The sequence below is a fragment of the Streptomyces sp. NPDC029138 genome, assembly GCF_055564375.1.
The window spans coordinates 43803-70629 of the sequence record NZ_JBVHWM010000056.1 but is presented as its reverse complement, the minus strand read 5'-3'; the positions used below and the strand labels follow the sequence as shown (position 1 = coordinate 70629).

Annotated in this window: 20 protein-coding genes and 1 pseudogene; 5 read left to right on the top strand and 16 right to left on the bottom strand. The window is 68.8% G+C overall.

The window, feature by feature from the left end; translation table 11 throughout:
• Positions 1-121: 121 nt before the first annotated feature.
• The 7 genes from ACZ4WH_RS32540 to ACZ4WH_RS32510 all read right to left on the bottom strand — a co-directional run bounded on the left by ACZ4WH_RS32540 (position 122) and on the right by ACZ4WH_RS32510 (position 7786).
• A complete protein-coding gene (locus ACZ4WH_RS32540; RefSeq protein WP_468187599.1) occupies positions 122-367 on the bottom strand; it encodes a 3-keto-disaccharide hydrolase in 246 nt (81 codons plus the stop codon).
• A gap of 301 nt (positions 368-668) precedes the next feature.
• Positions 669-1478 (bottom strand): aldo/keto reductase, encoded by an 810-nt coding sequence (locus ACZ4WH_RS32535; protein ID WP_468187597.1) that lies wholly within the window; start codon positions 1476-1478, stop codon positions 669-671.
• Between the two features lie 98 nt (positions 1479-1576).
• Positions 1577-3118: an FGGY-family carbohydrate kinase gene (locus ACZ4WH_RS32530; protein WP_468187596.1), complete on the bottom strand. Its 1542-nt coding sequence runs from the start codon at positions 3116-3118 to the stop codon at positions 1577-1579.
• 46 nt (positions 3119-3164) lie between these two features.
• On the bottom strand, positions 3165-4196 hold the full coding sequence (locus tag ACZ4WH_RS32525) for an ABC transporter permease (RefSeq protein ID WP_468187594.1): 1032 nt from the start codon (positions 4194-4196) through the stop codon (positions 3165-3167).
• Positions 4193-5191, bottom strand: coding sequence for an ABC transporter permease (locus ACZ4WH_RS32520; RefSeq protein ID WP_468187592.1), 999 nt, complete (start codon positions 5189-5191; stop codon positions 4193-4195). The genes ACZ4WH_RS32525 and ACZ4WH_RS32520 overlap by 4 nt, the downstream gene beginning before the upstream one ends.
• The gene (locus tag ACZ4WH_RS32515; protein ID WP_468187590.1) at positions 5188-6747 is read right to left on the bottom strand and encodes a sugar ABC transporter ATP-binding protein; all 1560 of its coding nucleotides are present in this window, start codon (positions 6745-6747) and stop codon (positions 5188-5190) included. Before ACZ4WH_RS32515 ends, ACZ4WH_RS32520 begins: the two co-directional genes overlap by 4 nt.
• Before the next feature lies 1 nt (position 6748).
• A complete protein-coding gene (locus ACZ4WH_RS32510; RefSeq protein WP_468187588.1) occupies positions 6749-7786 on the bottom strand; it encodes an autoinducer 2 ABC transporter substrate-binding protein in 1038 nt (345 codons plus the stop codon).
• Between the two features lie 619 nt (positions 7787-8405).
• Between ACZ4WH_RS32510 and ACZ4WH_RS32505 the strand changes: the two genes are divergently transcribed.
• Positions 8406-8696 carry a hypothetical protein gene (locus ACZ4WH_RS32505; RefSeq protein WP_468187586.1) on the top strand — a complete coding sequence of 97 codons (291 nt, stop codon included), beginning with the start codon at positions 8406-8408 and terminating at the stop codon, positions 8694-8696.
• 584 nt (positions 8697-9280) lie between these two features.
• A complete protein-coding gene (locus ACZ4WH_RS32500; protein WP_468187584.1) occupies positions 9281-9475 on the top strand; it encodes a hypothetical protein in 195 nt (64 codons plus the stop codon).
• Between the two features lie 303 nt (positions 9476-9778).
• Here ACZ4WH_RS32500 and ACZ4WH_RS32495 read toward each other — a convergent pair whose 3' ends face one another.
• The 4 genes from ACZ4WH_RS32495 to ACZ4WH_RS32480 form a co-directional block, all read right to left on the bottom strand.
• Positions 9779-10861, bottom strand: coding sequence for a tartrate dehydrogenase (locus ACZ4WH_RS32495; protein ID WP_468187582.1), 1083 nt, complete (start codon positions 10859-10861; stop codon positions 9779-9781).
• 162 nt (positions 10862-11023) lie between these two features.
• On the bottom strand, positions 11024-11929 hold the full coding sequence (locus tag ACZ4WH_RS32490; RefSeq protein WP_468187580.1) for a LysR family transcriptional regulator: 906 nt from the start codon (positions 11927-11929) through the stop codon (positions 11024-11026).
• Between the two features lie 110 nt (positions 11930-12039).
• Positions 12040-13491 (bottom strand): C4-dicarboxylate transporter DctA, encoded by a 1452-nt coding sequence (dctA, locus tag ACZ4WH_RS32485; RefSeq protein ID WP_468187578.1) that lies wholly within the window; start codon positions 13489-13491, stop codon positions 12040-12042.
• 450 nt (positions 13492-13941) lie between these two features.
• A complete protein-coding gene (locus ACZ4WH_RS32480; protein ID WP_468187576.1) occupies positions 13942-14424 on the bottom strand; it encodes an Lrp/AsnC family transcriptional regulator in 483 nt (160 codons plus the stop codon).
• Positions 14425-14578: 154 nt separating this feature from the next.
• Here ACZ4WH_RS32480 and ACZ4WH_RS32475 point away from each other — a divergent pair, with 154 nt between their 5' ends.
• Positions 14579-16924 carry a transketolase-like TK C-terminal-containing protein gene (locus ACZ4WH_RS32475; protein ID WP_468187574.1) on the top strand — a complete coding sequence of 782 codons (2346 nt, stop codon included), beginning with the start codon at positions 14579-14581 and terminating at the stop codon, positions 16922-16924.
• Positions 16925-17653: 729 nt separating this feature from the next.
• On the opposite strand, the gene ACZ4WH_RS32470 is transcribed toward ACZ4WH_RS32475, so the two are convergent.
• The 5 genes and pseudogenes from ACZ4WH_RS32470 to ACZ4WH_RS32450 form a co-directional block, all read right to left on the bottom strand.
• Positions 17654-19801: an ATP-binding SpoIIE family protein phosphatase gene (locus tag ACZ4WH_RS32470; protein WP_468187572.1), complete on the bottom strand. Its 2148-nt coding sequence runs from the start codon at positions 19799-19801 to the stop codon at positions 17654-17656.
• A gap of 33 nt (positions 19802-19834) precedes the next feature.
• Positions 19835-20992 carry a GlxA family transcriptional regulator gene (locus tag ACZ4WH_RS32465; protein ID WP_468187570.1) on the bottom strand — a complete coding sequence of 386 codons (1158 nt, stop codon included), beginning with the start codon at positions 20990-20992 and terminating at the stop codon, positions 19835-19837.
• Between the two features lie 445 nt (positions 20993-21437).
• Positions 21438-21527: pseudogene (locus ACZ4WH_RS32460) on the bottom strand (slipin family protein); the annotation flags it as partial.
• Positions 21528-21712: 185 nt separating this feature from the next.
• A complete protein-coding gene (locus ACZ4WH_RS32455) occupies positions 21713-22435 on the bottom strand; it encodes a GntR family transcriptional regulator (protein WP_468187569.1) in 723 nt (240 codons plus the stop codon).
• A gap of 7 nt (positions 22436-22442) precedes the next feature.
• Complete coding sequence (locus ACZ4WH_RS32450) at positions 22443-22955, bottom strand: VOC family protein (RefSeq protein WP_468187567.1); 513 nt, start codon at positions 22953-22955, stop codon at positions 22443-22445.
• 299 nt (positions 22956-23254) lie between these two features.
• Here ACZ4WH_RS32450 and ACZ4WH_RS32445 point away from each other — a divergent pair, with 299 nt between their 5' ends.
• Together ACZ4WH_RS32445 and ACZ4WH_RS32440 are read left to right on the top strand one after the other, a co-directional pair.
• Positions 23255-25435, top strand: coding sequence for an alpha-ketoacid dehydrogenase subunit alpha/beta (locus ACZ4WH_RS32445; RefSeq protein WP_468187565.1), 2181 nt, complete (start codon positions 23255-23257; stop codon positions 25433-25435).
• A 48-nt stretch (positions 25436-25483) separates the two neighbouring features.
• A complete protein-coding gene (locus ACZ4WH_RS32440; RefSeq protein WP_468187563.1) occupies positions 25484-26782 on the top strand; it encodes a dihydrolipoamide acetyltransferase family protein in 1299 nt (432 codons plus the stop codon).
• The last annotated feature ends 45 nt before the right edge of the window (positions 26783-26827 follow it).

The window sequence follows — 26827 nt, the reverse complement described above, 5'->3', positions numbered from 1 at the left end:
CGCCCCCACCCCCCCCCCCTCCCCCTTCCCCCCCCCCCCCCCCTCCCTCCCCCCCCCCCCCCCCCCCCCCCCCCTCTCCCCCCCCCCTCCCCCCCCCCCCCCGGCACCGGCCGCCGTGCGACTACAGGTTCCGCACCCGGATGTTGCGGAACTCGATCAGGTCGTTGTTGCTGTGGTTCTGCAACACGAGGTACCCGCTGAGGAACTGACGCAGGTCCGTGGGCGGGTCACCCGCCCGGGACGACGACTTGCCGGGCGTGTTGTCGAACTCGTTGATCACCACACCGTTGCGGATGATCGTGTAGTGCTGCCCGACCGCGCGGATCTCGTAGTCGTTCCACTTGCCCTTCGGGGTCACTCCCGCCACCGCTGGGGAGGAAGACGTACCGGTCAGGTCATCGCAGGGCTGATCAGCTTCTTCGACCCCGCCCTGATGGTCATCGGGGGAGGGCTCACCGGACTGGGCCAACAACCTCCTGGTCACCGGCGTCGTCGGCGGGCCCGCGGCGTACCGCGCCCAGGTAGACGTCCAGGTGTCCCTCGTACCCTTGAGCGGCCGCCACGGAAGAGCGCGCGCTGGTGTGCGAGGGGGCGCCGCACAGCGCCGCCCCCTCGCAACCGTCATCGTCGGTGTGCCGATACGGGCACGGTGGGTCGCACCCGGATGGTCAACGGTTGGTGGAGGCCAGCTGCTGCGGGGTGTACCGCGCGCCGCTGACCGCGTCCGGTTGGATCACGGTCTCCAGAGATGACAGTTCCTCCGGCGTCAGCTCGATCTCGGCGGCCGTTGCGTTCTCCGCGACGAAGCTCCACCGCTTGGTCCCGGGGATGGGGACCGCGCCTTGCGCGGCCACCCACGCCAGCGCGACCTGAGCCGGCGTCGCCCCCCGCTTCTCGGCGATACCGCGGACATGCTCGACCAGGGCCAGGTTGGCCGCGATGTTCTCCGCGGAGAAACGGGGAAGTCCCCGGCGCGAGTCATCGGGGTCGAGGTCGTCCACGCTGCGAATGGAGCCGGACAGGAAGCCGCGTCGTATCGGCGAGTAGGCCACCAGACCGATGCCCAGCTCGTCCAGCGTCTCCTTGATCCCGTTGTGCAGGAGATCACGGCTGAAGAGAGACATCTCCGACTGCACCGCGGTCAGCGGGTGCACCTTGTGGGCACGCCGGATCGTCGCCGCGGAGACTTCTGACAGACCTATGTAGCGCACTTTTCCCGCCGCCACGAGCTCGGCCATGCCTCCGATCGTTTCCTCGATCGGAGTGTTCGGGTCGACCCGATGCATGTAGTAGAGGTCGATGACGTCTGTGTTCAAGTGCCGTAGTGACCGCTCGACGGCGCGGCGAACATGTTCCGGCCTGCCGTCCAGGGGGCCGGGCCGCCCGTCGTCCGAGAAGTCAAGGCCGAACTTGGTCGCAAGATGGATCTCGTGCCGGCGACGGCCGAGTGCACGGCCGAGGAGACGCTCGTCCCGCATCGTCGGCTTTCGCGCCGGACCCGCGCCTTCGGCCCTTGAGGCGTTGCGTACGGCCCGTCGAAGTGGCACGCGGTTCCGCCCGCCGAGCACAGACACTGTCAGCCCACGACGGAGCCGCCCGCCGCTGGTGGAGTGGAGGAGTTCGTATCCGGTGCCGGTGCGATACCGCGCTGGTGCTCCGCCAGCCGGTGGGCCTGCTGACGGGTCGCCGGGTAGAGTTCCCGGTAGATCGTGTACAACTCCTGGTAAACAGCCCGGTTTTCGGCGCGCGGCCGGACCGTGCGGCCGATGGTGGCCCAGGTTGTCGCCTCGTCGGCGAGTCCGACGGCGCGGGCGGCCAGGAGGGCGTCGCCGTAGCTGGCGCCGATGCGCTGTTCCGGCAGGTTCTGGACGCGTCCGGTGACGTCGGAGACGATCTGCGTCCACAGGTCTCCGGTGGTGCCGCCGCCGACCGCGATCAGCCGGGAGGGTGCCGCGCCCGCCTCGTCCATCACCTCCAGGTGGTGCAGTACGGCGTACGCGGTCGCTTCCAGGGCCGCGCGGTACAGGTGGGCGCGGCCGTGCTGGAGAGTGAGCCCCAGCACCGCACCGCGGGCGTCCGGGTCGAACAGCGGCGTCCGCTCGCCGGCGAAGTACGGCAGCATGACCAGCGCTTCCGATCCGGCTGGGACTTCCGCGGCCTCGGCGGTGAGCTCCTCGAAGCGACCGCCCGTCAGCCTCCGCAGCCAGTCGGTGACCGCCCCGGAGGTGGCCATGCCGCCGGCCAGGTTGGCGGTACCGGGAGTGACACCGCGGGTCGCCCACAGCCGCCGATCGACGACCGGCCGGTCCAGGACCTCAAGCAGGAACATGGTCGTCCCGTACATCAGCATGCAGTCGCCGGGCTCCCTGACCCCCACGCTGAGCGCCTCCGCCCAGGCGTCGATGGTGCCCGCGGCGACGGGTGTGCCGACCGGGATACCGGTCTCCCGCGCCGCCTCGGCGGTGACACGCCCCGCTACCTCGCCGCTCCACAGCAGCCGGGGCAGCCGAACCCCAGGGGCCACCTCGGCCGCGATCTCTTCGATCCAGCTCGCGGTGTGCAGGTCGTACAACGGGTCGCACTGGCTGGCCGAGTGGTGGTCCAGAATGTACTCGCCGGTCAGCCGCTCCACCGCGTAGGAGGAGGCCATGAGGAAGCGGTCCGTGCGGGCGTAGACCTCCGGCTCGTTGCGGCGCAGCCAGGCGAGCTTCGGGCCGACCGCCTGGGAAGTGAGGATCGAGCCGCCACGGCGCAGCATCGACTCCTCGCCGTAGCGCCGGGTGAGTTCACCGATCTCGCGGGTCGCGCGGGTGTCGACGCCGTACAGGATCGCCGGGCGCAGGGGACGGCCGGCGGTGTCGACCGGGAGCAGGCAGGGGCCGATGCCGCTGACGCACACCGCGGCCACGGATGCGTCGGCGCCGGGCAGCAATCGCCGGCACAGTTCCACCACATCGGTCCACCACACCCTTTCGGCGTCCTGCTCCGCCCACCCCGGGTGCGGCGAGGAGACCGCGTGCGGCACGTGCGCCTGGGCTACCACGGTGCCGTCCGGCCGGGTCAGGACGCCTTTGGAACTGGAGGTGCCGATGTCGATGCCGAGGAGCAGCGCGCTCATCGCGTCCCCCTTTCGGACGAAGACGGGTGGTCTCCGGCGGGCCGGCTCATCCGCCGCCTCCGAAGACCCGACGGGCGGTGGAGTTGAGCAGCGCGGCGAGCAGCAGGATGGCGCCGAGCGCGCCGACCTGCCAGATGGCCGGGAAGTTGGCCACGCTGATGGCGTTGTTGATGACGGTGACCGTGAAGGTGGCGAGCACGACGCCCGAGACTTTGCCCTCGCCGCCGTTGATGGCCACGCCGCCGAGCACCGCGATGGTGATCGCCATGAGTTCCATGCCCACGCCGGCGTCCGGACGGGCGCTGGCGAAACGGGCCGTGGCGACGATGGCGGTCAGGCCGGAAAGCAGGCCTGAGAGGGTGTACGCCCAGAAGCGGGTCCGTGCGACGTCCAGGCCCGCGAACTGAGCGGCGATGTCGTTCGTGCCCACCGCGTAGAGCCGTCGGCCGAAGCCGGTCCGGTTCAGGGCGAACCAGACGACGAGGATGACGGGCAGATAGATGACGAACACCTGCATGGGGATGCCGGCGAGGTACTGGGTGAGTCCGTACAGCCCGGAGGGCAGTTCGGAGATCGGGACGGTGTCGGTGAGCACCAGCGGGACCGCGCCGAACGCATAGAGCGTGGCGAGTGTGACGATGAGCGCGGGGAACCGCATGCGCGCGATGAGGAATCCGTTCACCGCGCCCATCGCCAGCCCCGACAGCAGCGCTACCGCCACGCCGCCCGCGAGTCCGAGGTGCCAGCGGGTTGCGGCCAGGCCGAACAGCATGCCGGCGAGGCTGACCATCGAACCCACGGACAGGTCGATGGCTCCCCGGCCGGTGAGGATGACGATGGACTCGGCGAGGGCGAGGAGTCCGACCTCCACGGCGTAGGCCGTGCTGCCCGAGAGGTTGGCGAAGGTGAAGAAGTACGGAACCGTGGCGCCGAAGACCAGCAGAACCGCGATGAGCAGCAGTGCCAGCAGCAGGCTTCGGTCGATCAGGATTCGGCGCAGTGCCGCGGCCACCGGGTTGGTGCGGACGGTCGCGGACGGTGTGGCCGGCGAGGGTGTCGTCGTGGTCGGGGTGCTCATGCTGCCGCCCTCCTTCGCTGGCGCAGGACGTCGACGCTCACGGCGACGACGATGAGCAGGCCCAGGAAGAGTCCTTCCAGGAGGGCCGGTACGCCGATGATGATCAGTGCGTTGCGGACGGTGCCGACCAGCAGGGCACCCAGCAGGGTTCCCAGGACCGTGCCCTTGCCGCCGAGGACGCTGGTGCCGCCGAGCACCACGGCGGCGATGACCTGAAGTTCGAAGCCGGTCCCGACGTTCGTCTGGACCCCGCCGTTGCGGCCGACGAACACCAGGGCGGCGATGCCCACGAGGAGGCCCGTCACGGTGTAGACCGCGAGTTGGCGGCGGGTGGTCCGCACACCGGAAAGCCGCGCCGTCTCGGCGTTGTTGCCCAGTGCGTACAGGTGCCGGCCGGTGGGCCGATGGCGCAGGTAGTAGCCTCCCGCGAGCGCGAGGACCATGGTGAGCCACCAGGCGACGGGGACGCCGAGCAGGGTGCCCACCCCGAGCCCGTGCAGGGTCGGGGGCAGTCCGGTGACCCAGTCCCCGCCGGCGAGTTGGAAGGAGATGAACCGGAACAGGTTGAGCGTGCCGAAGGTGACGATGATGGGATGGATCCGGCCGTAGGCGACGAGCAGGCCGTTGACGAGTCCGGCAAGCGTTCCGGCCACCAGGCCGATCAGCACGGAGACCACGGCGGGATGACCGGATGCCATGGACTGGCCGACGAGGACGGCGCAGACGGCCAGGGCCGAACCTGCGGACACGTCGATGCCGCCGGTGATGATCACCATGGTCATGCCGACGCCGACGATTCCTGTCTGAGCGATCTCGCGCAGGATGTTCGCGACGTTGCCGCCGGTGAAAAAGGGATCGTATGTCAGTCCGAGAGTCAGCCACAGGATCACGAGCACGCCGATCAGGCCGACCTCGTTGCCGCGCAGGAAGCGCCTCAGTGCGCTGGGCCTCCCCTTGCCGGCGATGGCGGCGGGAGGGGTCTGGATGAAGGTCATGCTGCTTCGTTCTCCTGCTCCGCGGTGCCGATGGCGGCTCGCAGGACGTCGGCGGAGTCCGCGCCCCTGAGGAAGGTACGGCGCACGGCGCCGTCCTGCATCACCACGATGCGGTCGGCCAGCGCCGCGACCTCGGGAAGGTCGGTGCTGACGACGACCACCGCGGTTCCCTCGGCGGCCAGGTCGAGGATGATGCGGTGGATCTCGGCCTTGGCGGCCACGTCCACGCCCTGAGTGGGCTCCTCGAGCAGGAGCAGGTCGGGGCGTCGCACGAGCTGGCGGGACAGCACCACCTTTTGGGCGTTGCCCCCGGACAGGGCGTTGGCGGGTGTGTCCACGGTGGGTGCCTTGATGGCCAACTGCCTCAAGAAGCCCTCGGCCATGGACCTCTCGCGTCGCCGGTCCACCACGATGCCGAACCGACGCAGCAGGCCGAGGTGCGCGATGGAGATGTTGTAGGCGATGCTCTGCGGGCCGAAGACACCCTGGACCTTGCGGTCTCGGGGCAGCAGGGCGATGCCGAGCTTCCCGGCCTCGCCCGGAGAGCGTACGGTGACGGGCTTTCCGTGCAGCCGCACCTCACCGCTGTCGGCGGGGGTGATGCCGTACAGGGACTCGGCGACCTCGTTGGTGCCGGACCCGATGAGGCCGTACAGGCCGACGACCTCGCCCGCGCGGAGAGTGAGGTCCACGTCGTGGAAGGCGCCAGTGCGACGGAGCCGTTTCACTTCGAGGACCGGCTCGCCGGGCGCGGGTCGCGGCGCGTCGCTCACTGCGGACGGCACACGGCCGGCCATCAGGCGGACGATGGCTTGTTCGGTCAGCTCGCTGACGGGAGAGGCGGAAACGACCTGCCCGTCGCGCATCACTGTGGCACGGTCGGCGATGGCGAAGATCTCGCCGAGCCGGTGGCTGATGTAGACGATGCCGACGCCGTCCGCCCGCAGCCGCCCGATGACCTCGAACAGGTCCTGGGTCTCCTGGTCGGACAGGATCGCCGACGGCTCGTCGAAGATCAGGATCTCTGCTTGGTGCGCGAGTGCCTTGGCGATGGAGACCAGCTGCTGCTGGCCCACCGTCAGGTCCCCCATGCGGGTGTCGGCCAGTTCGGGGTCCAGGCGCAGGCCGGTGAGCAGCTCACGCACCCGCCGCCGCTGTGCGGCCCAGTCGACGCCGCCGGCGCGGGTGCGCAGTTCACGGCCCGCAAAGACGTTCTCCAGCACCGACAGCTCAGGGAAAGTCTGAGGTTCCTGGTAAACCGTCGCGATGCCGAGGGTGAAGGCTGACTGGGTCCCGGTGATGCGGACCGGCCGGCCCTTCCGCCGGATGTCGCCGCCGTCGGGCTGGATCGCTCCGGCGATGACCTTGATGAGGGTGGACTTGCCGGCACCGTTGGAGCCCAGCAGGGCGTGGACTTCGCCTGGACGTATCTCGAAGTCCACGCCGCGCAGGGCCTGGACGCCGTGGTAGCGCTTCTCGATCCCGCGCAGGGACAGCAGCGGCTCGGGGCCGCTGTCGTCCCTGGCGTCGCCCACCGTGAGGGGAGCGGATGCCATGTCAGAACTTTCCCGCGTACTGGCTGATGTTGGACTTGTCGAAGACAAGCGGCTCGCCCAGCAGTAGCGTCCTGAGCGCCTCCTGGTAGCGGATGCCCTTGATGTCACCGGCGTCAGTGGCGTTCAGGCTCTTTCCGTCGGCCAACTGCTTGCCCGCCCACACGGTCAGGTAGCCGAGGTCGGTGGGGTTCCACAGGACGACCTTGGCCATGGCCCCGCTCTTGACGTACTTCTCCATTGCCGTGGGGGTGGCGATGCCGGTGGAGAAGACCTTGCCGGTCTTGCCGGCGTCGGCGATCGCCTGAGCGACGCCCGGCGCTGAGGTGGTGCACTCGCCGACCAGGCCCTTCAGGTCCGGGTTGGCCGTCATCAGGTCTTTGGCGATACTCGCGGCCTTGTCCTGGTCCTCGCCCGCGTACTTGACGCCGACCAGCTCCATGTCCGGGTACTTCTTCTTGGTGTAGGCCTTCTGCTCCTTGATCCAGGCGTTGAGATTCTGCGCCGTGGGCCCGCAGGAGACGATGGCCCACTTGCCCTTGCCGCCCGTCTGCTCGGCCAGGGAATCCACCAGGGCGTCTCCGATGGCCGTGTCGGTGGCCTGCTGGACGAAGACCTGTCGCTCGCTGGTGGGCGCGTCGGTGTCAGTGGTGAACACCTTGATGCCGGCGGCCTTGGCGCGCTTGATCACAGGCGCGATGGCGGCCGGATCGTTGGGGGCGACCGCGATCGCGTCGACGTGCTGGGAGATCAGGCCGTCCATGACCTGGATCTGGGCGGCGGAGTCGCCGGTGGAGGGGCCCTGGTAGAGGAACTTCACCCCCAGGTCCTTGGCGGCCTGCTCGCCGCCCTTCTGCATGGCGGTGAAGTAGGGGATGCCGACGAGTTTGGGGACGAAAGCCACCCGGACCTGCTTGCCGCCACCGTGCCCCTCGTCCCCGGAGGGCCCCCCGCCCGGCGGGGTGGCGCTGCATGCGCTCATGGTCAGGGCCACGGCGGCGGCCACGCCTGTTGCGGTGGTCCACTTGAAGATCTTCGACATGAGGGTGTTCCTTTCCGCCCGCTCGCGAAGCGGTGCGGGGTGTGCTGTGCTCTCCGCCGCCGGGTGGCGAGAAGCCGGTTCGGGCCGTCGACGGTTGTGAGGTGTTCCGGTTCGTCGACTTCTACGTCGGCGACCCGACCGTGTCGCGCACGCTCTCGGCGATCTTCCTCGCCGAATCGTCGAACACAGATGCCCCAGAACCAGGTCTCGTCGATGTCTCGACCTCGCCCCGGGCAGTGCGGTTCCCGACCTCCTCGAGGAACGGGCCGCTGCGGTCGGCCACTCCTGGGCAGCCGACCTTTGCGTGCTCCGCGCCTTCTGGTCACGTTCCGTCCGCATCAGACGTTAGAGGGCCGTTCTATTACAGTCAATAGATGTAAAGAAATGGGACCCGGGCTTGACGAAGGACATGGAGACACCCCCTGCCGCGCCAACCGCACGATTCCGCACTCAGCTCCTTCAGGGCATCGCCCACCCATTCCTCAAGATCAGGTGATTTCCTTCACCGAGCTAATTTATTGTTCAACCATATGTCGGAAGCGTAGCGTGGCAGCGTCTGAAGGAAGGCAGGTCCGCCGTCTCCGCCATGGAGCGGCGGACGCTGCAAGGAGGAAAGACCATGAACAAGCTCATGCGGCGTATCGCGACCGCGAGCGTCTCCGCGGTATGCGTCGCAGGCACGCTCCTCGCCACCGGCGGCTCCGCGGCGGCGGCCGATCTTCCCGATGGCGGGAACACTCCTGCCCGGCTCTCCGCGACCGCGGACACGACGACCAACAGCCTGGACGGCGGCCAGGCCGCGAAGCAGCGCCCCGACCTCTGGATACAGGGCCAGCTGCTGGCGTTCAACCCCTGGATCCGAGATCAGCTGGCGCTGTTCGCGCACTCCGGCGACCTCGGTCCCCGGTAGTACGGCGATCGGCTCCCGCGGAAGAGTGCGCGCCTGCCTGGTCTCCATGGTCATCTCTTGATGACGACGGCCAAGGGGCCTTGCAGTAAAGACCGTGTCCTACGTGGCGGGTGGCTCATTGGGCCGTGCGTGGGGCGGCGACGTCCGGCAGCAACGGCTCGATCCGTGCCCACAGCTCATCCGACACGGTCCACGGCGGCTGCTCACCCCTTCGCGTGTGCAGGCCAACACCCCATCAGGCACCGGCATTCCAAGGGTGAAGCCCAGGCTGGGCAGACGAGTTGGAGTCGCTTTTTTGCGCGGGTGGCGGGCCGGTTCGCTCGTTCTGCAGCGTGAGGGAGATGTCGTCCAACTCGAAGGGGGCGGTGATGCCCTCGGCCCGCACCTCACGGGCCTCACTTCGATGAATGCCGGGATGTACTACGGCTATCGTGCTGCGGGCCGGGCCAGAAGCGTCGGCCAGGCGGTCGTCCGCCCGCCCCGGACAGGAGGCATCTCATGTCTGCCGCCATGGAGATGACGTTCACCGCCGGTGACGCACGTATCGACTGACGGCAGACGCTGTCCGGGCTGCCGCTGCGTGTTTGGTGCCCGCCGATTTCGCTGACCTGCGCCCCAACCGGAGCTGGTACGCCCTGATCGGTACGCACCTGTACAGCGTGGTCGGTCTGGTCGAAGAGGCCATCGGCGCCACCGGCGTGAAGGTCGAGGTTGCCCGTCTCCGCCTCGCCGAACTGGGCTTTTGTGTCTTTCTGTTGGCCTGGGGGACACGCTGCTGACCCAGGGGCGCCCCAGGTCTCACCGATCGGTTGACAGACCGGCGGGCCTCGGCACCGTGCACCTTGCCTGAGGTCCGTGGCGATGGTGATGCGCATCGTCGGGCGAGCCGCTGCGTGGGATCGGTGCGTGTTCTCGCCGGGTTTCTCTGGCCGGCCAGGCGGGAGCGGCGACGTCTGGTGGGGACGTGCCGGGTCCTCGGTGTGTCCGGGGACCCGGCGGGGTGGGCCGCGATGGAGTGGCTGCCCGGATCGCCGGTGCGACGTGGGTGCGGTCCGGTCGGATCTGGAGGGCGCTGAAGGGGGTCAGCCTGCCAAGGCGTCGATGAGAGCGTTGGTGACGTCGTCGGTGGAGGCGGTGCCTGCGACGTCGCGGGTGAGGATGCCGGCGCCGGTGGTCTTCTCGATGGCCTTGTGCAGGCGTGCTGCCTGCTCGGGCAGGCCGAGGTGGTCCAGCATGAGTGCGGCGCTGCCGACCGCGCCGATGGGGTTGGCCAAGCCCTGCCCGGCGATGTCCGGGGCGGAGCCGTGGACGGGTTCGAACATGCTGGGGAAGCGGCGTTCGGGGTTGAGGTTGGCGCTGGCGGCGAGGCCGAGGCTGCCGGCCAGGGCGCTGCCGAGGTCGGAGAGGATGTCGGCGTTGAGGTTGGACGCGACGACGACGGAGAGGTCCTCGGGGTGGAGGACGAATTTGGCTGACATGGCGTCGACCAGAACGCTCTCGGTTTCCACGTCGGGGTAGTCGGCGGCGACGCGCTGGAAGACGTCGTCCCACAGGACCATGCCGTACTGCTGGGCGTTGCTCTTGGTGACCGAGGAGACCTTGGGGCGGGTGCGGGTGCGGGCCAGGTCGAAGGCGAAGCGCATGATGCGTTCGCAGCCGACTTCGGTGAACAGGGCGGACTGGACGGCGATTTCACCGCCGTGCCCGCGGCCGGAGAGGTTGCGGCCGCCGAGGCCGGCGTATTCGCCTTCGCTGTTCTCGCGGACGACGACCCAGTCCAGTTCGGTGGTGTCGGCCTTGCGCAGGGGGCTGGTGATGCCGGGCAGGAAGTGGACGGGGCGGACGTTGGCCCACTGGTCGAAGTTCTGGCAGATCTTCAGGCGCAGTCCCCACAGGCTGATGTGGTCGGGGACGGTGGGCCAGCCGACGGCGCCGAAGTAGATGGCGTCGAAGTCCTTGAGCCGCTCCAGGCCGTCGTCGTCGATCATTTTGCCGGTGCGCTGGTAGTGGTCGCAGCCCCAGGGGAATTCCCGCCAGTCGAAGGTGAATGCTCCGTGGGAGTCCTCGGCCAGCGCGTCCAGCACGGCTCGGCCTGCGGTGACGACTTCTTTGCCGACTCCGTCGCCGGGAATGGCGGCGATACGAAAGGCGCGGGTCTCGGTCACGGGAAGCCTCCAGCTGACGGACTACTACCCCTGCTCGCCCGGGACCGGGGCGAACGGGCCTGGTTCCTGGAGTCAACACGGCGTTGCCGGGCGGCATCCAAGACATGCTTTTGATGCGACCCATAGGAAGCACCGATCGGTTCGGTCGCGAGCGGTGGACCGTCAGGCCGTCCCTGCATCGGTACGACGCCGGGCCAGTGCGCGTGTCAGGTCCAGGAAGGCACGGGCCCCCGGGGTGAGGTGTGAGGGCAGGCTGATCATCGCGATGTGCAGGTGCGAAGTTGGTTCGAGGGAGGCGACCACCAGGCCGCACCGGCGTGCCAGACGTGTCCAGGCCGCGGGCAGGACCGCGATGCCCACGCCGGTGAGCACCAGCGGGAGGATGGAGGTGCGGTGGTCGACGGCGGCGGCGATCTCCGTGCCCTGGCTGTGCTCGGTGATCTCGTCGACGATGGTCCGCATCAGACTGCCGGGGCGGGAGGCGATCAGTCTCTGCCCGGCCAGGTCCGCGGGGTGCAGTGTGACACCGTCCTCGAAGTCCGCGTCAGCCGGCGCCACCACGATGTACGGCTGCTCTTCCACGGCGAGGACGTCGACGCCTGGTGCCGTGATGGGCTCGGCGGATCCCAACAGCCCCAGTTCGCAGGCGCCGTTGCGGTCGAGATCGATGGTCTCTTCGCAGGTGAACGCCGCGCGGGTGGCGACCGTGACAGACGGGTGGAGTCCGGTGAATCGGTGGATCAACGTGGTGAGGGGCTCGATGCCCGGTGACGGCATGGCGGCCACATCGACCGTACCGCCCCCCAGACCGGCGAGCGCGGTGGCCTTGTCGCGTACGGCGTCCAGGTCGCGCAGAACCCGGCGGCTCGGTTCGAGGAGTTCGGCGCCGGCCTTGCTGAGGACCACTCCGCGGCCTACGCGGTGGAAGAGCGAAACGCCGAGATCGGCCTCGAGGTTGGCCATCGCCTGCGACAACGAGGGCTGTGCCATGTGGAGCGCGGCGGCCGCTTTGCTGAAGGTGCCGTGCTCCACGATGGCGAGGAAGTACTGCAGTTGCCGGGCGTCCATCCCCGTCTCCTTTTCTGCTGCGACAAGCGGAACCTACCGGAGTCGTCGCAGGTGGGAAGGGTCGGCTTGGGTGACCGGTCGGGTCGTGTGAGGTGACGCGACCGAGATTGTCACATCGTCGTCGGAGGGGTGCGGGTCGGCGGCTTCGCGGTCGGTACGTCCTGTGCCTGAGCGGTGGTTCCGCTCTTCTCCATTGCCGGGTCTGCCTCGGCCCCGCCTTTTGCGGGCTCCGCACGGTCGATGTGGGCAGGACTCAACGTCACGTGGCCGGCCAGGACCTGCCGGGCCCGTTCCACATCGAGCGCGCGCTCCCAGCGGGCGACGAAGAGGGTGGCGACCGCGTTGCCGCAGAAGTTGACCAGGCCTCGGCACTCGGACATGAACTTGTCGATGCCGAAGACCAGCATGATGCCCGCGACGGGGACGTGGCCCATGGTCGACAGCGTGGCCGTCAGCGCGACGAACCCGCCACCGGTCACGCCGGCCGCGCCCTTGGACGTCAGCAGCATCACCGCCAGCAGGCCGAGTTGCTGACCGACCGACAGCGAGGTGTCCGTGGCCTGCGCGATGTACAGGGTGGCCAGGGACAGGTAGATCGCTGTTCCGTCGAGGTTGAAGCTGTAGCCCGTCGGCACCACGAGGCCGACCGTCGACCGGTCGACACCCATGAACTGCAGCTTGCGCATCAGACCCGGCAGCGCGGGTTCGGCCGTCGAGGTACCCAGAATCAGCAGGAGTTCTTCCTTGAAGAAGCGCAGCAGCTGGAACATGTTGAGCCGGACGTACACCGCCATGACCGCGCCCAGCGCCACCACGACGAAGAGGATCGAGGTGACGTAGAAGAGCAGGATCAGCGAGCCGAGGCTGGTCAGGGTGGACAGACCGAACTTGCCGATAGCGAAGGCCATCGCTCCGAACGCGCCGAGCGGAGCCGCCTTCATCACGAACGACAGCACCTTGAACACCACCTGCGTGAGGCGGTTGACGGACGCGATGATCGGCTCCCCGGCCTTGCCGACCATCTTCAGCGCGATACCGAAGATGACGGCGAGGAAGATGACCTGGAGGATGTTCCCCTGCACGAACGCCCCGAAGAAACTGTCGGGGACGATGCTCGTGAGGAACTCCCACCAGTGCTGGTGCTCGCCCTCCTCGACGTACTGGCCGACGCTTCCCGACAGTTCCAGGCCGCTGACGTCGGCGTGGACACCCTTGCCCAGCGGGAAGAGGTTGATCGCGACGAGTCCGACGGCCATCGCCACGATGGTGCCGCCCTGGAAGTACACCAGGGCCTTCACCGCGGTGCGGCCCACCTTCCTCAGATCCGCCACCGAGGCGATCCCGCCGATGATGGTCAGGAAGACGATGGGGCCGATGAGCATCTTCAGCGCCGTGACGAAGGTCGTACCGATCGGCTCCATCGACTCGCCGAGATCCGGCCACCGCCACCCGAGCAGGATGCCGATGACGATCGCCGCCAGTACCTGTACGTAGAGCTGCCGGTACCAGGGCCTCGCCCTGACCAGGGAATCACCGGTGGTTTTGTCTGAATTGAGCGGCATTGCAACCTCCATCCAGGCATGACTGGACCTCACCGACACACGACCTGGGAATGCGGCGACAACAACAGCCGCGAAGGTGAGCTCCCTGCGATACCGGGCCCGACCGGCACCGCCTCGAATACCGGCACAGTGAAGCGGCTCACTGAGCGTGAGGTCCATGACGAAAAATCGATGGACCGGATAGGCAACACCTATGGATCTGAGGCTTCAGTAGGCACCGATCATGCGTTATCGGGTGCCGTGACACCGCCACAGGCATGAGCGCCCCGATGCCTTCGCCGAGACCCGCTACGTCCGGCGGCGCCTGCACAGACACCCCGCTCGAGCTGCCTCACGCCTCACCGGACGCGCCGCGCCAGGATCACGGACGACTTCCGACCTCACTCGGCCCGCGTCCGGAGGGTGGCGCGGGAACGACCTGCGAGGGGCGACGCGGCGGAGCCCGCCGGCCTATCGGCCGTCCGCGACACGGTGCAGCAACGGAGTGAGGCGGTGCGTCACCAGTTCCCGCATGGCCAGGGCCGTGGTGGTGCGTTCGATGCCCGGGACGGCGAGGATCTGTCCTGCGATCCGGTACAGGTCCTCCGCGTCCGTGGCGACCACTCGTACGAGCAGGTCGGTCTCCCCGCTGAGTCCGAAGACCTCCACTACCTCGGCGATGCCCGCCAGCGCTTGGGACACCTGCGCCAGCTGACGCTGGTTGACCCGCGCCATGACGAACGCGGTCAACCGGTGGCCCAGCGCTTCCGGGGTGATCCGGCGCTCGAAGGAGCCCAGTGCGCCGTTCTGCTCCATCCTGGCCACCCGGGCCTGGACGGTGTTGCGGGACAGCCCCAGCTGCTCGGCCAGGGCGACGATCGTGGCCCGTGGGTCGGTGGCCAGGGCGAGCAGGATCCGGGCGTCCGTGGCGTCAAGGGTTCGTTCACTGTTCATGATGCTCGGTCGGCCCCTCTCATCCAGCCCGGGTTTTGAACAGAATGCTCAATTGCCTGGGTGCATCTTGTGCAGTCGATGAGTCATCTGTCTACTGGCGGAGCACAACGTTGAATCTCCTAGGCCATTGTGCCGATTGTGAAGGTGGTCTGTGATGGTCGCGCAACTGAGGTCGGCCGATGTCGACGGCTCGGGCCCCGGTTGGGAGGAGCGGCTCGCCGTGCTGGAATCGGTCGAACGACGGGTGCTGTGGCTGGCCACCGCGATCGTCGACCACGCCAACCGGGTGAGGCCGAACCCCTCGGGGCTGAAGGTGGGCGGCCACCAGGCGTCCAGCGCCTCGATGACCTCGATCATGACGGCGCTGTGGTTCCACGCGCTGACCGCCGAGGATCGGGTGTCGGTCAAGCCCCACGCGTCCCCGGTGCTGCACGCGATCAACCACCTGCTGGGCGAGCTGGACGAGTCCTACCTGACCACCCTGCGCGGCTTCGGCGGCCTGCAGAGCTACCCCAGCCGGACCAAGGATCCCGACCCCGTCGACTACTCCACGGGTTCGGTCGGCATCGGCGCCACCGCCCCTGTGTGGGGTGCGCTCGCCCGGCGTTACGTGGAGGGCCACTTCGGCGGGGCCGGCACCGGCCGGCAGTACTCGCTGCTCGGCGACGCGGAGTTGGACGAGGGCGCGGTCTGGGAGGCGATCCAGGACCCGATGGTGCCGGGCCTGGGCGAGGTGGTGTGGGTCGTCGACCTGAACCGGCAGTCGCTGGACCGAGTGGTGCCCGGTATCGCCGCGGACAGGCTGCAGGGCATGTTCGCCGCGGCCGGCTGGCAGGTTCTCACCCTCAAGTACGGACACCTGCTGCAGGAATTGTTCGCCCGGCCGGGCGGCGAGGCCCTGCGCGCCCGTATCGACGCCATGGGCAACCCCGAGTACCAGCGCCTGCTGCGCTGCTCCGCTGACGAGTTGCGCGAGCGCCTGCCCGGCGCCGGTTCCACCGCCGGGCCGATCACCGACCTCCTCGGCTCCCTGGACGACGCCTCGCTGCTGGCGGCGCTGCGCAACCTGGGCGGCCACGACATCGGTGCGCTGACGGACGCGTTCGACGCCGTCGACGACACCCGTCCGACCGTGATCTTTGCGTACACGGTCAAGGGGTACGGCCTGCCCACCGAGGGACACCCGCAGAACCACTCCTCGCTGCTGACCGCCGACCAGATGACGGCACTGGCCGATCGCCTCGGAACGAGCCTCGACCACCCCTGGGAGGTCTTCGCCGACGGTACGCCGGAAGCGGCCGTGTGTGCGGCGGCCGCCAGTCGGCTGCGCCGCCCCGGAAACGCGTCGCAGCAGCCTCCCGCGATCCCTGCCGACCTCGCCCGTCCGGCACCGACGGGCACCGGCAACACCCAGCAGGCTCTGGGACGTGTCCTGCTGGACCTCACCCGTCGGGCACCGGAGGCCGCGAGCCGGATCGTCACGGTCAGCCCGGACGTCAGCTCCTCCACCAACCTCGGCGGCTGGCTCAACAAGGTCGGCGTGTGGGCGCCGACTGAGCGCCCCGACTGGTTCGCCGACGACGCCGAAACGATCCTGCACTGGCGGGAGCGGCCGACCGGTCAGCATGTGGAGCTGGGTATCGCGGAGACCAACCTGGTCGGCCTGCTGGGTGAGCTGGGCGCCACCTGGAGCCGCTGGGGCCAGCCGCTGCTGCCGATCGGCGTCGTCTACGACCCCTTCGTCAACCGGGCCCTGGAGCCGTGGTCGTTCGGCATCTACGCCGGCGGCCAGTCGATCCTGGTCGGCACGCCGTCCGGCGTCACGCTCGCCCCGGAGGGCGGAGCGCACCAGTCGATCACCACACCCTCGCTGGGCATCGAACAGCCCGGCTGTATCACCTACGAGCCCGCCTTCGCGATCGACACCGAGTGGTGCCTGCTGGCCGCCCTCGGCAACCTCGGTCGCCCGGACGGCAGTTCGGCCTATCTGCGACTGTCCACCAGGCCCGTCGACCAGTCCGCGGCCGCCGTGCCCGGCGACCCGGCCGCCCGCGAACGCCGTCGCCGACACGTGACCGCCGGAGCTTACCGGCTGCGGCAGCACGAGAAGCCTGTGGTGACTATCGCCGCGATGGGCGCCGTGATGCCGGAGGCCCTGGCCGCCGCCGACCGGCTTGCCGCACTCGGGCACGGCGCCGACGTGGTCTGCGTGACCAGCCCGAATCTGCTCTTCCGTGCCCTTCAGGCCCGCCGCGGCCTGTCGGACGACCCTACCTGGATCCTCGACCAGGTCTTCCCCGCCGACCGGGCCACACCACTCGTCACCGTGCTGGACGGCCATCCGCACACCCTGGCCTTCCTGGGCACGCTTCGCAACACACCCGTCACCACGCTCGGTGTGACGCGCTTCGGTCAGTCCGGGTCGATCGAGGACGTCTACCGCTACCACGGCATCGACACCGACAGCATCATCGCTGCCGCGCTGGACCTCGTCGACTGAAGCCATCACACGCCTCCGACGAACGTGACGGCAATGGGCCGCTGCGGGGCGGCCGCGTCGGGAAGGGCCATGACAGTGCCGCCCTGCACTCCACCAGATCCGACCACGGCGCGCACCACGCCCGGCGTGCCGGCCGAACCAGCCCCGTCGGCCGTCGGACACCCCCCGGCTCCGTCCGGCGGTACGCCCTGTCCTGCCGCAGAAGACGTACCGCCGGACGGTCGACGACGGAGCGGTCCCACTGCGCCGCACCGCCCCTGGCGGCTGCTCCCCACTTGGTCCGACGGCACGTCACCGCCCTGACAAGCCGGGCCGTGCTGTCGGACGGCCTCTCACGTCCCACCCGTCCACCCTGTGAGGAGACCGGGCAGACGCAGCCCACGGAACGATTGGACACGCCATGATGGCCCTGAGCGGAGTCGAACGAGAATGGTCCGGAGCGACAGCGCGGCCCGTCCCTCCACGGCCCGGCCCCCCAACAGGTCGTCCGCTTCTCGCCGCAGGCGGCAGAATCGGAGCAGTCATCTCCGGACGGCCGACAACTGACGTCTACGCCGACGACCGACCCCGTGTCCCGTCCGTGCCGGGACACCACGACTCCGCTGTGGAGCCCGACGAAGACAACCCGACCGCACCCGCAGCAGCTGGCTCCTGAAGACCACCGTCAGGTCCCCGCCCGCCGTCGGTCACTGGGAGAACCCATGGCGACACCTCCATACGCTGATGTCCTCAGCGCGGGATCTCCTGCTCGACCCAGATGCACTTACCGTCCTGAAGGTAGCGGGCACCCCAGTGCTGCGAGCAGGCGGCCACCAACTGTAGGCCTCGACCGCCTTCATCCGTGTGGGCGGCGTGGCGTATGCGAGGGGTTGTCAGGCTGCCGTCGTACACCTCGCAGATCATCGACCGGCTGCGCAGAAGGCGGAGACGCACGGGGCCCTTGGCGTGGCGGATGGCATTGCCGACCAGTTCACTGACCACGAGTTCGGTGGGCATGACCAGGTCGCCCAGTCCCCAGGCGGTCAGTTGTTCGCGCACGTATGCGCGGGCCTGGCCGGCTGCGCGGGGATCGAACGGGAGGTTGTGCACGGCGACGTCCCGGGCGGCAGCGTTGTGCGTATGAACTATGAGCAGGGCCGCATCGTCTTCCGCCTGCTCACGGTCGGGCAGCAGCGCCGACGTCACCGAGTCGCACAGACGCTCAAGGCGGTCGGTATCGGCGTCCATTTCTTCAGCCACCAGGTGCGGCACGGTCGCGGAGTGGGCCAAGGTATGGCGAAGCATCGCCACGCCATCGTCGATGTCCCTGGCAGCAGACTCGACGAGCCCGTCGGTGAACAGAACGACGAGGCCTTGCGCCGGCATCGGCAGGTCATGCGTGGCGAACGGCGGTTCAGCGGCGCCCAGGGGCGGGTCGGGGACCATGTCGGGGATGTGCACGGTGCCGTCGGGGTGGACGATGACGGGCGGGGGGTGACCGGCCAGCGAGAGCGTGCAACTCCGGCTGACAGGGTCGAAGACGGCGTACAGGCAAGTGGCGTAGAAGTCCTCACCAAGATCGCTGACCAAGTCGTTGAGGCGACCGAGCAGTTCGTCGGGGGGCATCTCCAAGTCGGCGAGCGTCCGTACAGCCGTGCGCAGCCGGCCCATGGTGACCGCTTCGGAAATGCCATGGCCCATGACGTCGCCGATGACCATGGCGACTCGGTCGGCGGACAACTGGATCAGGTCGTACCAGTCGCCACCCACCGCGTCTCCCCGGCCCGCAGGCAGGTAGCGGGCGGCCGCGCGGACGGCCGGGAGGGAGGGCAGCTTTCGGGGCAAGAGGCCGCACTGCAAGCCTTCGGCACGGGCGTGCTCGGCGTCGTACAAGCGTGCCCGCTCGAACGCCTGGGCGACCAGGCCGCTGAGCGCCGTCAACAGAGTTCGCTCCTCCTCGGCGATCGGACGCGCTCGGCTGAATGAGACATCGCAGCATCCGATGGCACGTCCGGAGGCGATGAGGGGCAGAAAGGCCCAGGTGCTCTTCGGTGACGTGGCCGTGAAGCCGGCCATTTCCGGGTAGCGCCGGAGGATCTCGGCCTTCGATTCGATGAAGAGGGGAGTGCGCGTGCGGATGACGTCGGCGATGATGGGGTGGGACGTGAGCGGAAGCCCGCGGATCTGGCTCCACAATCCCCGGTATGCCTTTGGGTATCCGATGTGGCCGACCAGATGCAGTCGGTCCTTCTCGAACGCATAGATCCCCAGCCCGTCGGCTCCGAATGGCGGCAGGACATGTTCTGCGACGGCTCGCAGGACATCCTGAGAGGTGACGGCATCAGCCAGTGCTGCGGTGAGTTCGACCATTCGCACGGTCCTGTCGAACGCCGCCGCACCAGGGTCGGGCCGGCCGGGCACCCTCTCGAGGCGCGCCGCACCCCATGCAGCTATCGCATGGAGGAAGGACCGCCGTAGCTCGTCCGGCTCGGCCGACCCGGCCGTGAGTACGGAGAGCGCACCGATCGGCTTGTCGCCGGCCCGCAGCGGTACCGCCACCGTGCCGGACTCCCGGTGTCCCGAGCGGTCACCCGGCACCCAGGCGTAGGCGCCACCCCGCACGGCGCGCGCCGCCGCCGCGTCCGCCGCATCCGCCAGGTCCGGCCACGCCTCGGTCCTGTCCGGGAAGAGTCTGCCGACGGTCACGAGGCGCAGCCGGCCCACAGCGGGATCGCGCCAGTGCACCGCCGCGCCCAGGCCACCCAAGCACGTCGTGGCCTGCCGCAAGGTCAGTTCGAGGGTCTCCGCGTCCCACGGCTGCTGGTCCGAGCTCGTCAGGCATTCGAATCGCATTGCTTCCGGCTGCTCGAGGTGGCCTGCTGGCCTGGCGACTGCCATCGCGCCTCCTGCCGACTCGGAGATCGAAACGAACTATCCGACGGTGGGCGGGACTTCCCCGGAACGGGTTCCTGAAAGCCCCGGCGCGCCGGCCGCCCGCTGCACGTCCGGCCGGGCCATTGGGCAGGTGTGTACCGTTCCGACGACGCCGGGCCCGGCGGGGCGGACTCCTGTGCTGTGGAACCGTTGTCGGTAGTCCCGGGGCGAGATGCCGAGGCTCTGCAGGAAGCTGTCGCTCAGCATCGCAGCCGTGTCGAAACCGCAGCTTGCGGCGACTGTCTCAAGGCTGGCATCGCTGGAACTGAGCATGAGCTTCGCCGCCTCGATCCGGACCCGTTCCACATACCGAGCAGGGGGCATTCCGACCGCCTGCGTGAACAACTCGCTGAGATGATCTTCCGACACGGCCGCACGACGGGCCAGCGCAGATGTGGAGTGATCGCCAGCTGGGTCGTGCAGCACCTCATCCATGACCTCGCGCACCTGATCACTGTCACCCGAATAGGCCGGGGACCAGACGCTGAATTGGTCTTGGCCCCCCGGACGCCGGAGAAACACCACGAGCCAACGCGCGACCCGGCGGGCCAGGTCGGCACCGTAGTCGTCCTCCACGAGCGCCAGCGTCAGGTCGATACTGGCGCAGACTCCAGCACCTGTGACCACTGGCCCGTCCCGGACGAAGAGCGCATCGGGTTCCACCTCGACGCGCGGGTAGCGCTCGGCGAGCTGCTCGCAGTGTGCCCAGTGCGTCGTCGCCCGACGGCGGTCGAGCACCCCCAGACGCGCGAGCACGAACGCACCGGTGCACATCGAGGCGATCCGTCTCGACCGCTGGACCAAGCGGCCGGCGGCGTCCACCAGTGCGGGAATCGTGTCGGGCGTCGGCTCCTCGGGCTTTGCATAGGATTGCGGATCAGAGTCAGGAGGGACGCCTCCCGGGATGATGACGGTGTCCAGATCGCCCACCAGGGAGCTCGCCTCGACGTCGACGCCGAGGTGTAGGAACGACGTGGTATCGACCGACCGGCCGGTTGGCGAGGCGAGCAGGACGTCGTAGCCCGCACCGAAATCGTTGGCACGCGCAAGTACCTCCAGGGATGTCGCGACATCCTGCAAAGTCACCTTGTCGTACACCAGGAAAACGATGCGCCGTCGTGTAGCCGAGACACTGGTTCCGATGCCCGCTGTCATGACAGTCCGCCTTGCAGTCGAGGGTCACTGGCTATGAACGAGGGCGTCCTCTCGGCGGCGTGCACTGCCACGTCATCGACCGATCCGAGGCGGCAGTTCTGGTACCAGGCCCCCCGTGGCGCCTCGGCCTTCCTCGACTGCCTCCGCGCTACCCGTACACACCACCCCTCTTGTGGTGATGCCAGACGTCAGCGTCTTCGAGGCCAGTAAGTGAAATATGTACGTCTGTGTACGAAGTATAACTTCAGTATGTGGCTACGACAGCGAGGCCCTGAGACCGGTTCGAGGAGGTCCTTGACCGCTTCCCCGACCGGGTCATCGCCTTCGACGACTTCGGACCGCTCGGCATCTGGTCTTCCGCCGGCGCGCGCCGGCCGGGACGGTGGCCCGGTTCGCCTCGCCCGCCGCGGCGATGGCGGCGGGCTCGGTGTGCGTGGCGTTGACGTTACGGCTGTTCGACGGGGAACGGCATCACCAGGGTGGAGTTCTTCTCGGCCGCCACCACGACGACGGTCTGCAACAGCCGCAGTCGCATGGTCTGAGGGGAACGGGAAAGTCCCACCAGCCGGTCTGGATGGCAACGGACACCTACGCATCTCCGTATGTGCCCTTTTGGCTGGTGCCCGGGAGCCTGCGACACCCGCCAGAGAGGTTCGACCGGCACTGTCGCTGCCATCGTTGATCCTGATCAAGAACGGCTACCCGACCACGGACCGTCGATCAGCCGCGTTGCTCCGGCGCGGCGAAGAGCTCCGGGTGGCGGCTCAGGGCCAGTCGGGTGCGGCGGATGTGCGCGGCGAGGAAGCGCTCGGCGTCGACGGTGTCCTCCTGTTTGATCGCCGCGATGATCAACCGGTGCTCACAGTCGATGAGTTCCCGACCCGCGGGGAAGACCAGGTGGGTGTAGGCGCGGCGATAGTGCTGCGTGGTGTTCCAGAAGCGGCGGATCATCGAGGTGAGCTGCTCGTTGCGGCATCCCGCATAGGTCGTCAGATGCAGTTCCCGGTCCAGGCTGAGGAAACGGTCGACGTCGGTGCCGGCCTCGATCTCGTGCTGTATGGCTTCAAGCTGGGCGATCTGGGCGGCCGTGAGGCGAGGGATGCTCTCGGAAAGGGCGAGTGGTTCGAGACGTTCCCGGATCTTGTAGATGTTCTCGCACTCGGTCATGTCCATTTTGGAGACCCACGCCCCGGTGCTCGCCTTGAGGACCACGAGTCCTTCGGCTTCGAGGATGCGCAGCGCCTCGCGGACCGGGAGACGGCTGGAGCCGAGCGACGCGGCGATCTCCTCCTGCATGATCCGTGTGCCGGGCAGCAACTCGCCGCTGAGGATGGCGTGACGCAACCGGGCGGCCACCCGCTGGCTGGCCGGACCGGACGGCTCCGCCCGGGTGCCCGGCTCACGCGGGGCGGGATTGTCGTCGGGGGCGGGGGTCTCTGGCATGGCCTTCCTAAGGTCGTCGGCGTGCGGTGCGCGCCTCAGGTTGCCACAGCACGACGGACGCGTCGGTCTCGTACGCCTTGCCGCTCGGGAAGGAGACGAGTTCCAGTTGCATCCCCCAGGGGGTCAGGAAGTAGACCCAGCGCTGTCCGGCGGCCGGCCCCTTGCTGCTGGTCGGTTCGCCGAGGACCGTGAGGCCGTGGGCTCGCAGGTGGGCGACGGCCGCGTCGAGGTCCTCGACGTAGAAGGCGAGATGGTGCCCGCCCACGTCGCTGTTGCGCGGGGGCGTCGGCCGCTGATCGGGGGCGTCGTACTGGAAGATCTCGAAGTTCGGGCCGTTGGCGCACCGGAAGAAGCGCAGCTCCCGGATGACGGCGCGAGGGTGGACGCCCAGATGCTCGGTCATCCAGTACTCGTCGGAGCGGTAGGGGCCCAGGGAGTAGACGAACTCGCACCCGATGACGTCGACGAAGAAGTCGGTCGCCTCGTCGAGATCGGGCACGGTGAATCCGATGTGCTCCACCCCGCGCAGTCCAGGCAGTCCTCGGTGGCGTGACTCTCCAGCCACAGCCGCATCACCTCGCATTGGATCCAATCCTTCCTGACGAGAGTCTCGCTCGCTAGCCGCGGCGACGTCAACATGCGAATTCTGATCACGCATGCGTAACGTCATCTTGTGTTTGGATCCAATGACTGTCACTGTGAACGCTCAGAAACACCGCCCACTCCGCAGCGCCGCGCCGGCCGCGGTGCGGCCCTGCCCCCGTCGAGCCCAGCGGGCAGGTGCGCGGAGCGTGTCCGGTCTCGTCATTGGAGAGGTCGATGCCCACCCACAAGAAGCTCACCCCGGCCTCGCCGTGGACGGAGGTCTCCGCCACCCGGAAGGACTGGGACAACGCGGACCCGGAGCTGTTGCTCTCGATGTTCACGCGTACGCTCCTGATCAGGACGTTCGAGGAGTACGTCCTGCAACTGGCGTCCCGCGGCCTTGTCCACGGCCCCGCACACTCCAGCATCGGGCAGGAGGGAGGGGCGGTCGGCTCGGTCCTGGCGCTGACCGGGCGGGACTTCGTCAACGGCTCCCACCGCGGACACCACCAGTTCCTCGCCAAGGCCCTCGGCTACGTCGCGCCGGAACACCTCGACCCCGAGCAGGCGGCCACACCGCAGATCCGCGACGTCCTCTTCCGGAGCCTCGCCGAGATCTGCGGACTCGCGGCGGGCTTCTGCCGCGGGCGCGGCGGATCCATGCACCTTCAGTGGAAGGACGCCGGGGCCATGGGGACCAACGCCATCGTCGGCGGCGGCGTCCCGCAGGCGGCCGGCTTCGCGTGGGCGGCCAAGCAGGCCGGTACCGATGCCGTCTCGGTCACCTACTTCGGCGACGGCGCGGTCAACATCGGCTCGGTGCTGGAGACGTTGAACCTGGCCGCTGCCTGGAAGCTGCCAGTGTGCTTCTTCATCGAGAACAACCAGTACGCCGTCTCCACCCACGTCGACGAGGTCACGGCCGAGCCGCGGCTGTCGGCACGCGGCTCGGGCTTCAACATCCCCTCCTGGCGGGTGGACGGCATGGACCCCCTCGCCGTGTATCTCGCCACGACCGAGGCCGTGGAACTGATGAGGGCCGGCGGCGGCCCGACCCTCATCGAGGCTGAGGTGTACCGCTACTACCACCAGAACGGCCCGTTCCCCGGCAGCGCCTTCGGCTACCGGGCGAAGGAGGAGGAGCAGCGCTGGCGTGAACGCGATCCGCTGGCACTGCTCGGGCAGCACCTCGTCCGCCGCGGCATCCGCAGCGCCGAGCAGATCGCGACGTACACCGCAGCCGCCAAGGCCGAGATGGCGGCCATCGGCGAGGAACTCCTCGAACCGGTACCGGGAGGCAAACCCGGCCAGCAGCGGATCAGGAGCGACGCCTGGCCCGACCCCGACTTCCGCGACGTGGGGGTTCGCGGTGATCTCAGCGAGTTCCAGGACGCGCCGCTCACCGACCGGGAGACCTACCGAGGCACGCTCGCGGAACGGAAGTTCATCGACGTGGTGGCCCAGGTCATGGACCGCCGGATGTCCACGGACGCACGCGTCGTGGTGATGGGGGAGGACGTCCACCGTCTCAACGGCGGTACCAACGGCGCCACCAAGGGACTGGCCGAGGCACACCCCGACCGGGTCCTGGGCACGCCCATCAGCGAGAACGCCTTCGCCGGCCTCGCCGGAGGCATGGCGCTGGACGGCCGGTTCGTCCCGGTCGTGGAGTTCATGTACGCCGACTTCATGTGGGTGGCCGCCGACCAGTTGTTCAACCAGATCGGCAAGGCCAGGCACATGTTCGGCGGTGACAGCGACGTACCGCTCGTGCTGCGCAGCAAGATCGCCATGGGCACCGGGTACGGCTCCCAGCACTCGATGGACCCAGCGGGCATCTTCGCCACTGCGCCCGGCTGGCGCATCGTCGCGCCGTCCACCCCCTTCGACTACGTGGGCCTCATGAACAGCGCACTGCGCTGCAAGGACCCTGTTGTGGTCCTCGAACACGTCGACCTCTACGCGACAACCGGCGAGGCTCCCGTCGACGACCTGGACTACTGCCTCCCGGTGGGCAAGGCCGCGGTCCGGCGGACCGGGCGCGATCTGACCGTCGTCTCCTACCTGGCCATGACCAACTTCGTGCTGGAGGCGGTCGATCAGGTCGGCGCCGTCGACGCCGAGGTCATCGATCTGAGGTGGCTGGACCGCGCGAGTATCGACTGGGAGACGCTCGGCGAGAGCATCCGCAAGACCAACAACGTCCTGATCGCGGAGCAGGGCGCAAGCGGCACCTCATACGGCGGCTGGCTCGCCGACGAGATCCAGCGACGCTTCTTCGACTGGCTCGACTCGCCGGTCCGGCGCGTCCACGGAGGCGAGGCGTCCCCCAGCATCAGCAAGGTGCTGGAGCGGGCGGCGATCGCCCGCACCGAAGAGGTGGCAGCCGCGCTCCACGAGTTCGCGGCTCAGTAGCGACCCCCCAACCCGTCTGAGGAGGACAACATGGCGGAGCTGCTCCGCATGCCGGAGGTCGCCGCCGCTGCGACCACAGCGGTCCTGTCCGCGTGGCCGCTGGCCGAAGGGGCATCGTTCGCCCAGGGCGAGGCGGTCGTCGTGGTGGAAACCGACAAGGCAGAGGTCGAGATCCCCGCGGATGCCGACGGCGTCTTGCTGAAAATCCTCGTTCAGCCCGGCACCGAGGTCGAGGTCGGCTCTCCCATCGGCGTTCTCGGTGGAGTGGGTGAAGCGGTACCGGACCTCGATGCGCTGCTGAGCGGGCTTGGCGTGACGCCGGCCGACCCGCAGGATGCCGCGCTCGCCGTGCGCCGCGACGTCCCCGACACCGAACAGGGCCCCACCGGGGAGCCGGCGCCGGCCGCTGCCGACGCCGCCGACGAGTCGGCCCCGCGGGTCGGCCGGGTCTTCTCCAGTCCACTGGCCAGGCGGATGGCCCGTGACGCCGGGCTCGACATCGGCGTCATCCGTGGCACCGGTCCCGGCGGCCGGATCGTGCGCCGTGACGTCAAGGCCGCCATCGAGGCCGGCGCAGTAACCCCGACCGCGCCGGTCGAACCGGTAGCGGCACAGCCGGTCGTCGCGGCCGGAGCCCCGGTCACCGCGCCCGCCGCGAAGGCGGACGGCTCGAGTGAGGACATCCCGCATTCGAGGATGCGACGGGCCATCGCCGAGCGGCTGATCGCGAGCAAGCGCGACGCGCCGCACTTCTACCTGCGCGCCGGTTGCCGGGTGGACGCCCTGCTGGAATTGCGCCGGCAGATCAACGAGAACGCGTCGCCCAAGGTGTCCGTCAACGATCTGCTCATCAAGGCCGTCGCCAAGGCCCATCTCCTGGTGCCCGAGATGAACGCCATCTGGACAGCGGACGCGGTGAGGCGTTTCTCCGAGGTCGACGTCTCTGTCGCCATCGCCACGGACACAGGTCTGGTGACCCCGGTCCTGCGGAACGTGGCGGCCCTGTCGGCCTCGGCCGTCGCGGCGCAGGTCCGCGCATACGCCGACCGGGCCAGGGCGGGAGGTCTGCGCCAGGAAGACCTGGAGGGAGGATCGATCACCGTCACGAACTTGGGCATGTTCGGCGTGGAGGAGTTCAGCGCGATCATCAACCCGCCGCAGTCCGCCATCCTGGCCGTCGGGGCGGCTCGTCCGGAGCCGGTCGCCGTCGACGGGCGCGTGGAGATCGCGACGATGCTGCGGCTGGTCCTCTCCGTGGACCACCGTCCGATCGACGGGGCCCTGGCGGCTCGCTGGACGAAGGCTCTGGTCGATGTCCTCGAAAACCCCATCAGCATCCTCGTCTGAGGCGGGGCCGACCAGGTCACCGCGGGTGTACGTCCGCTCCGTCGG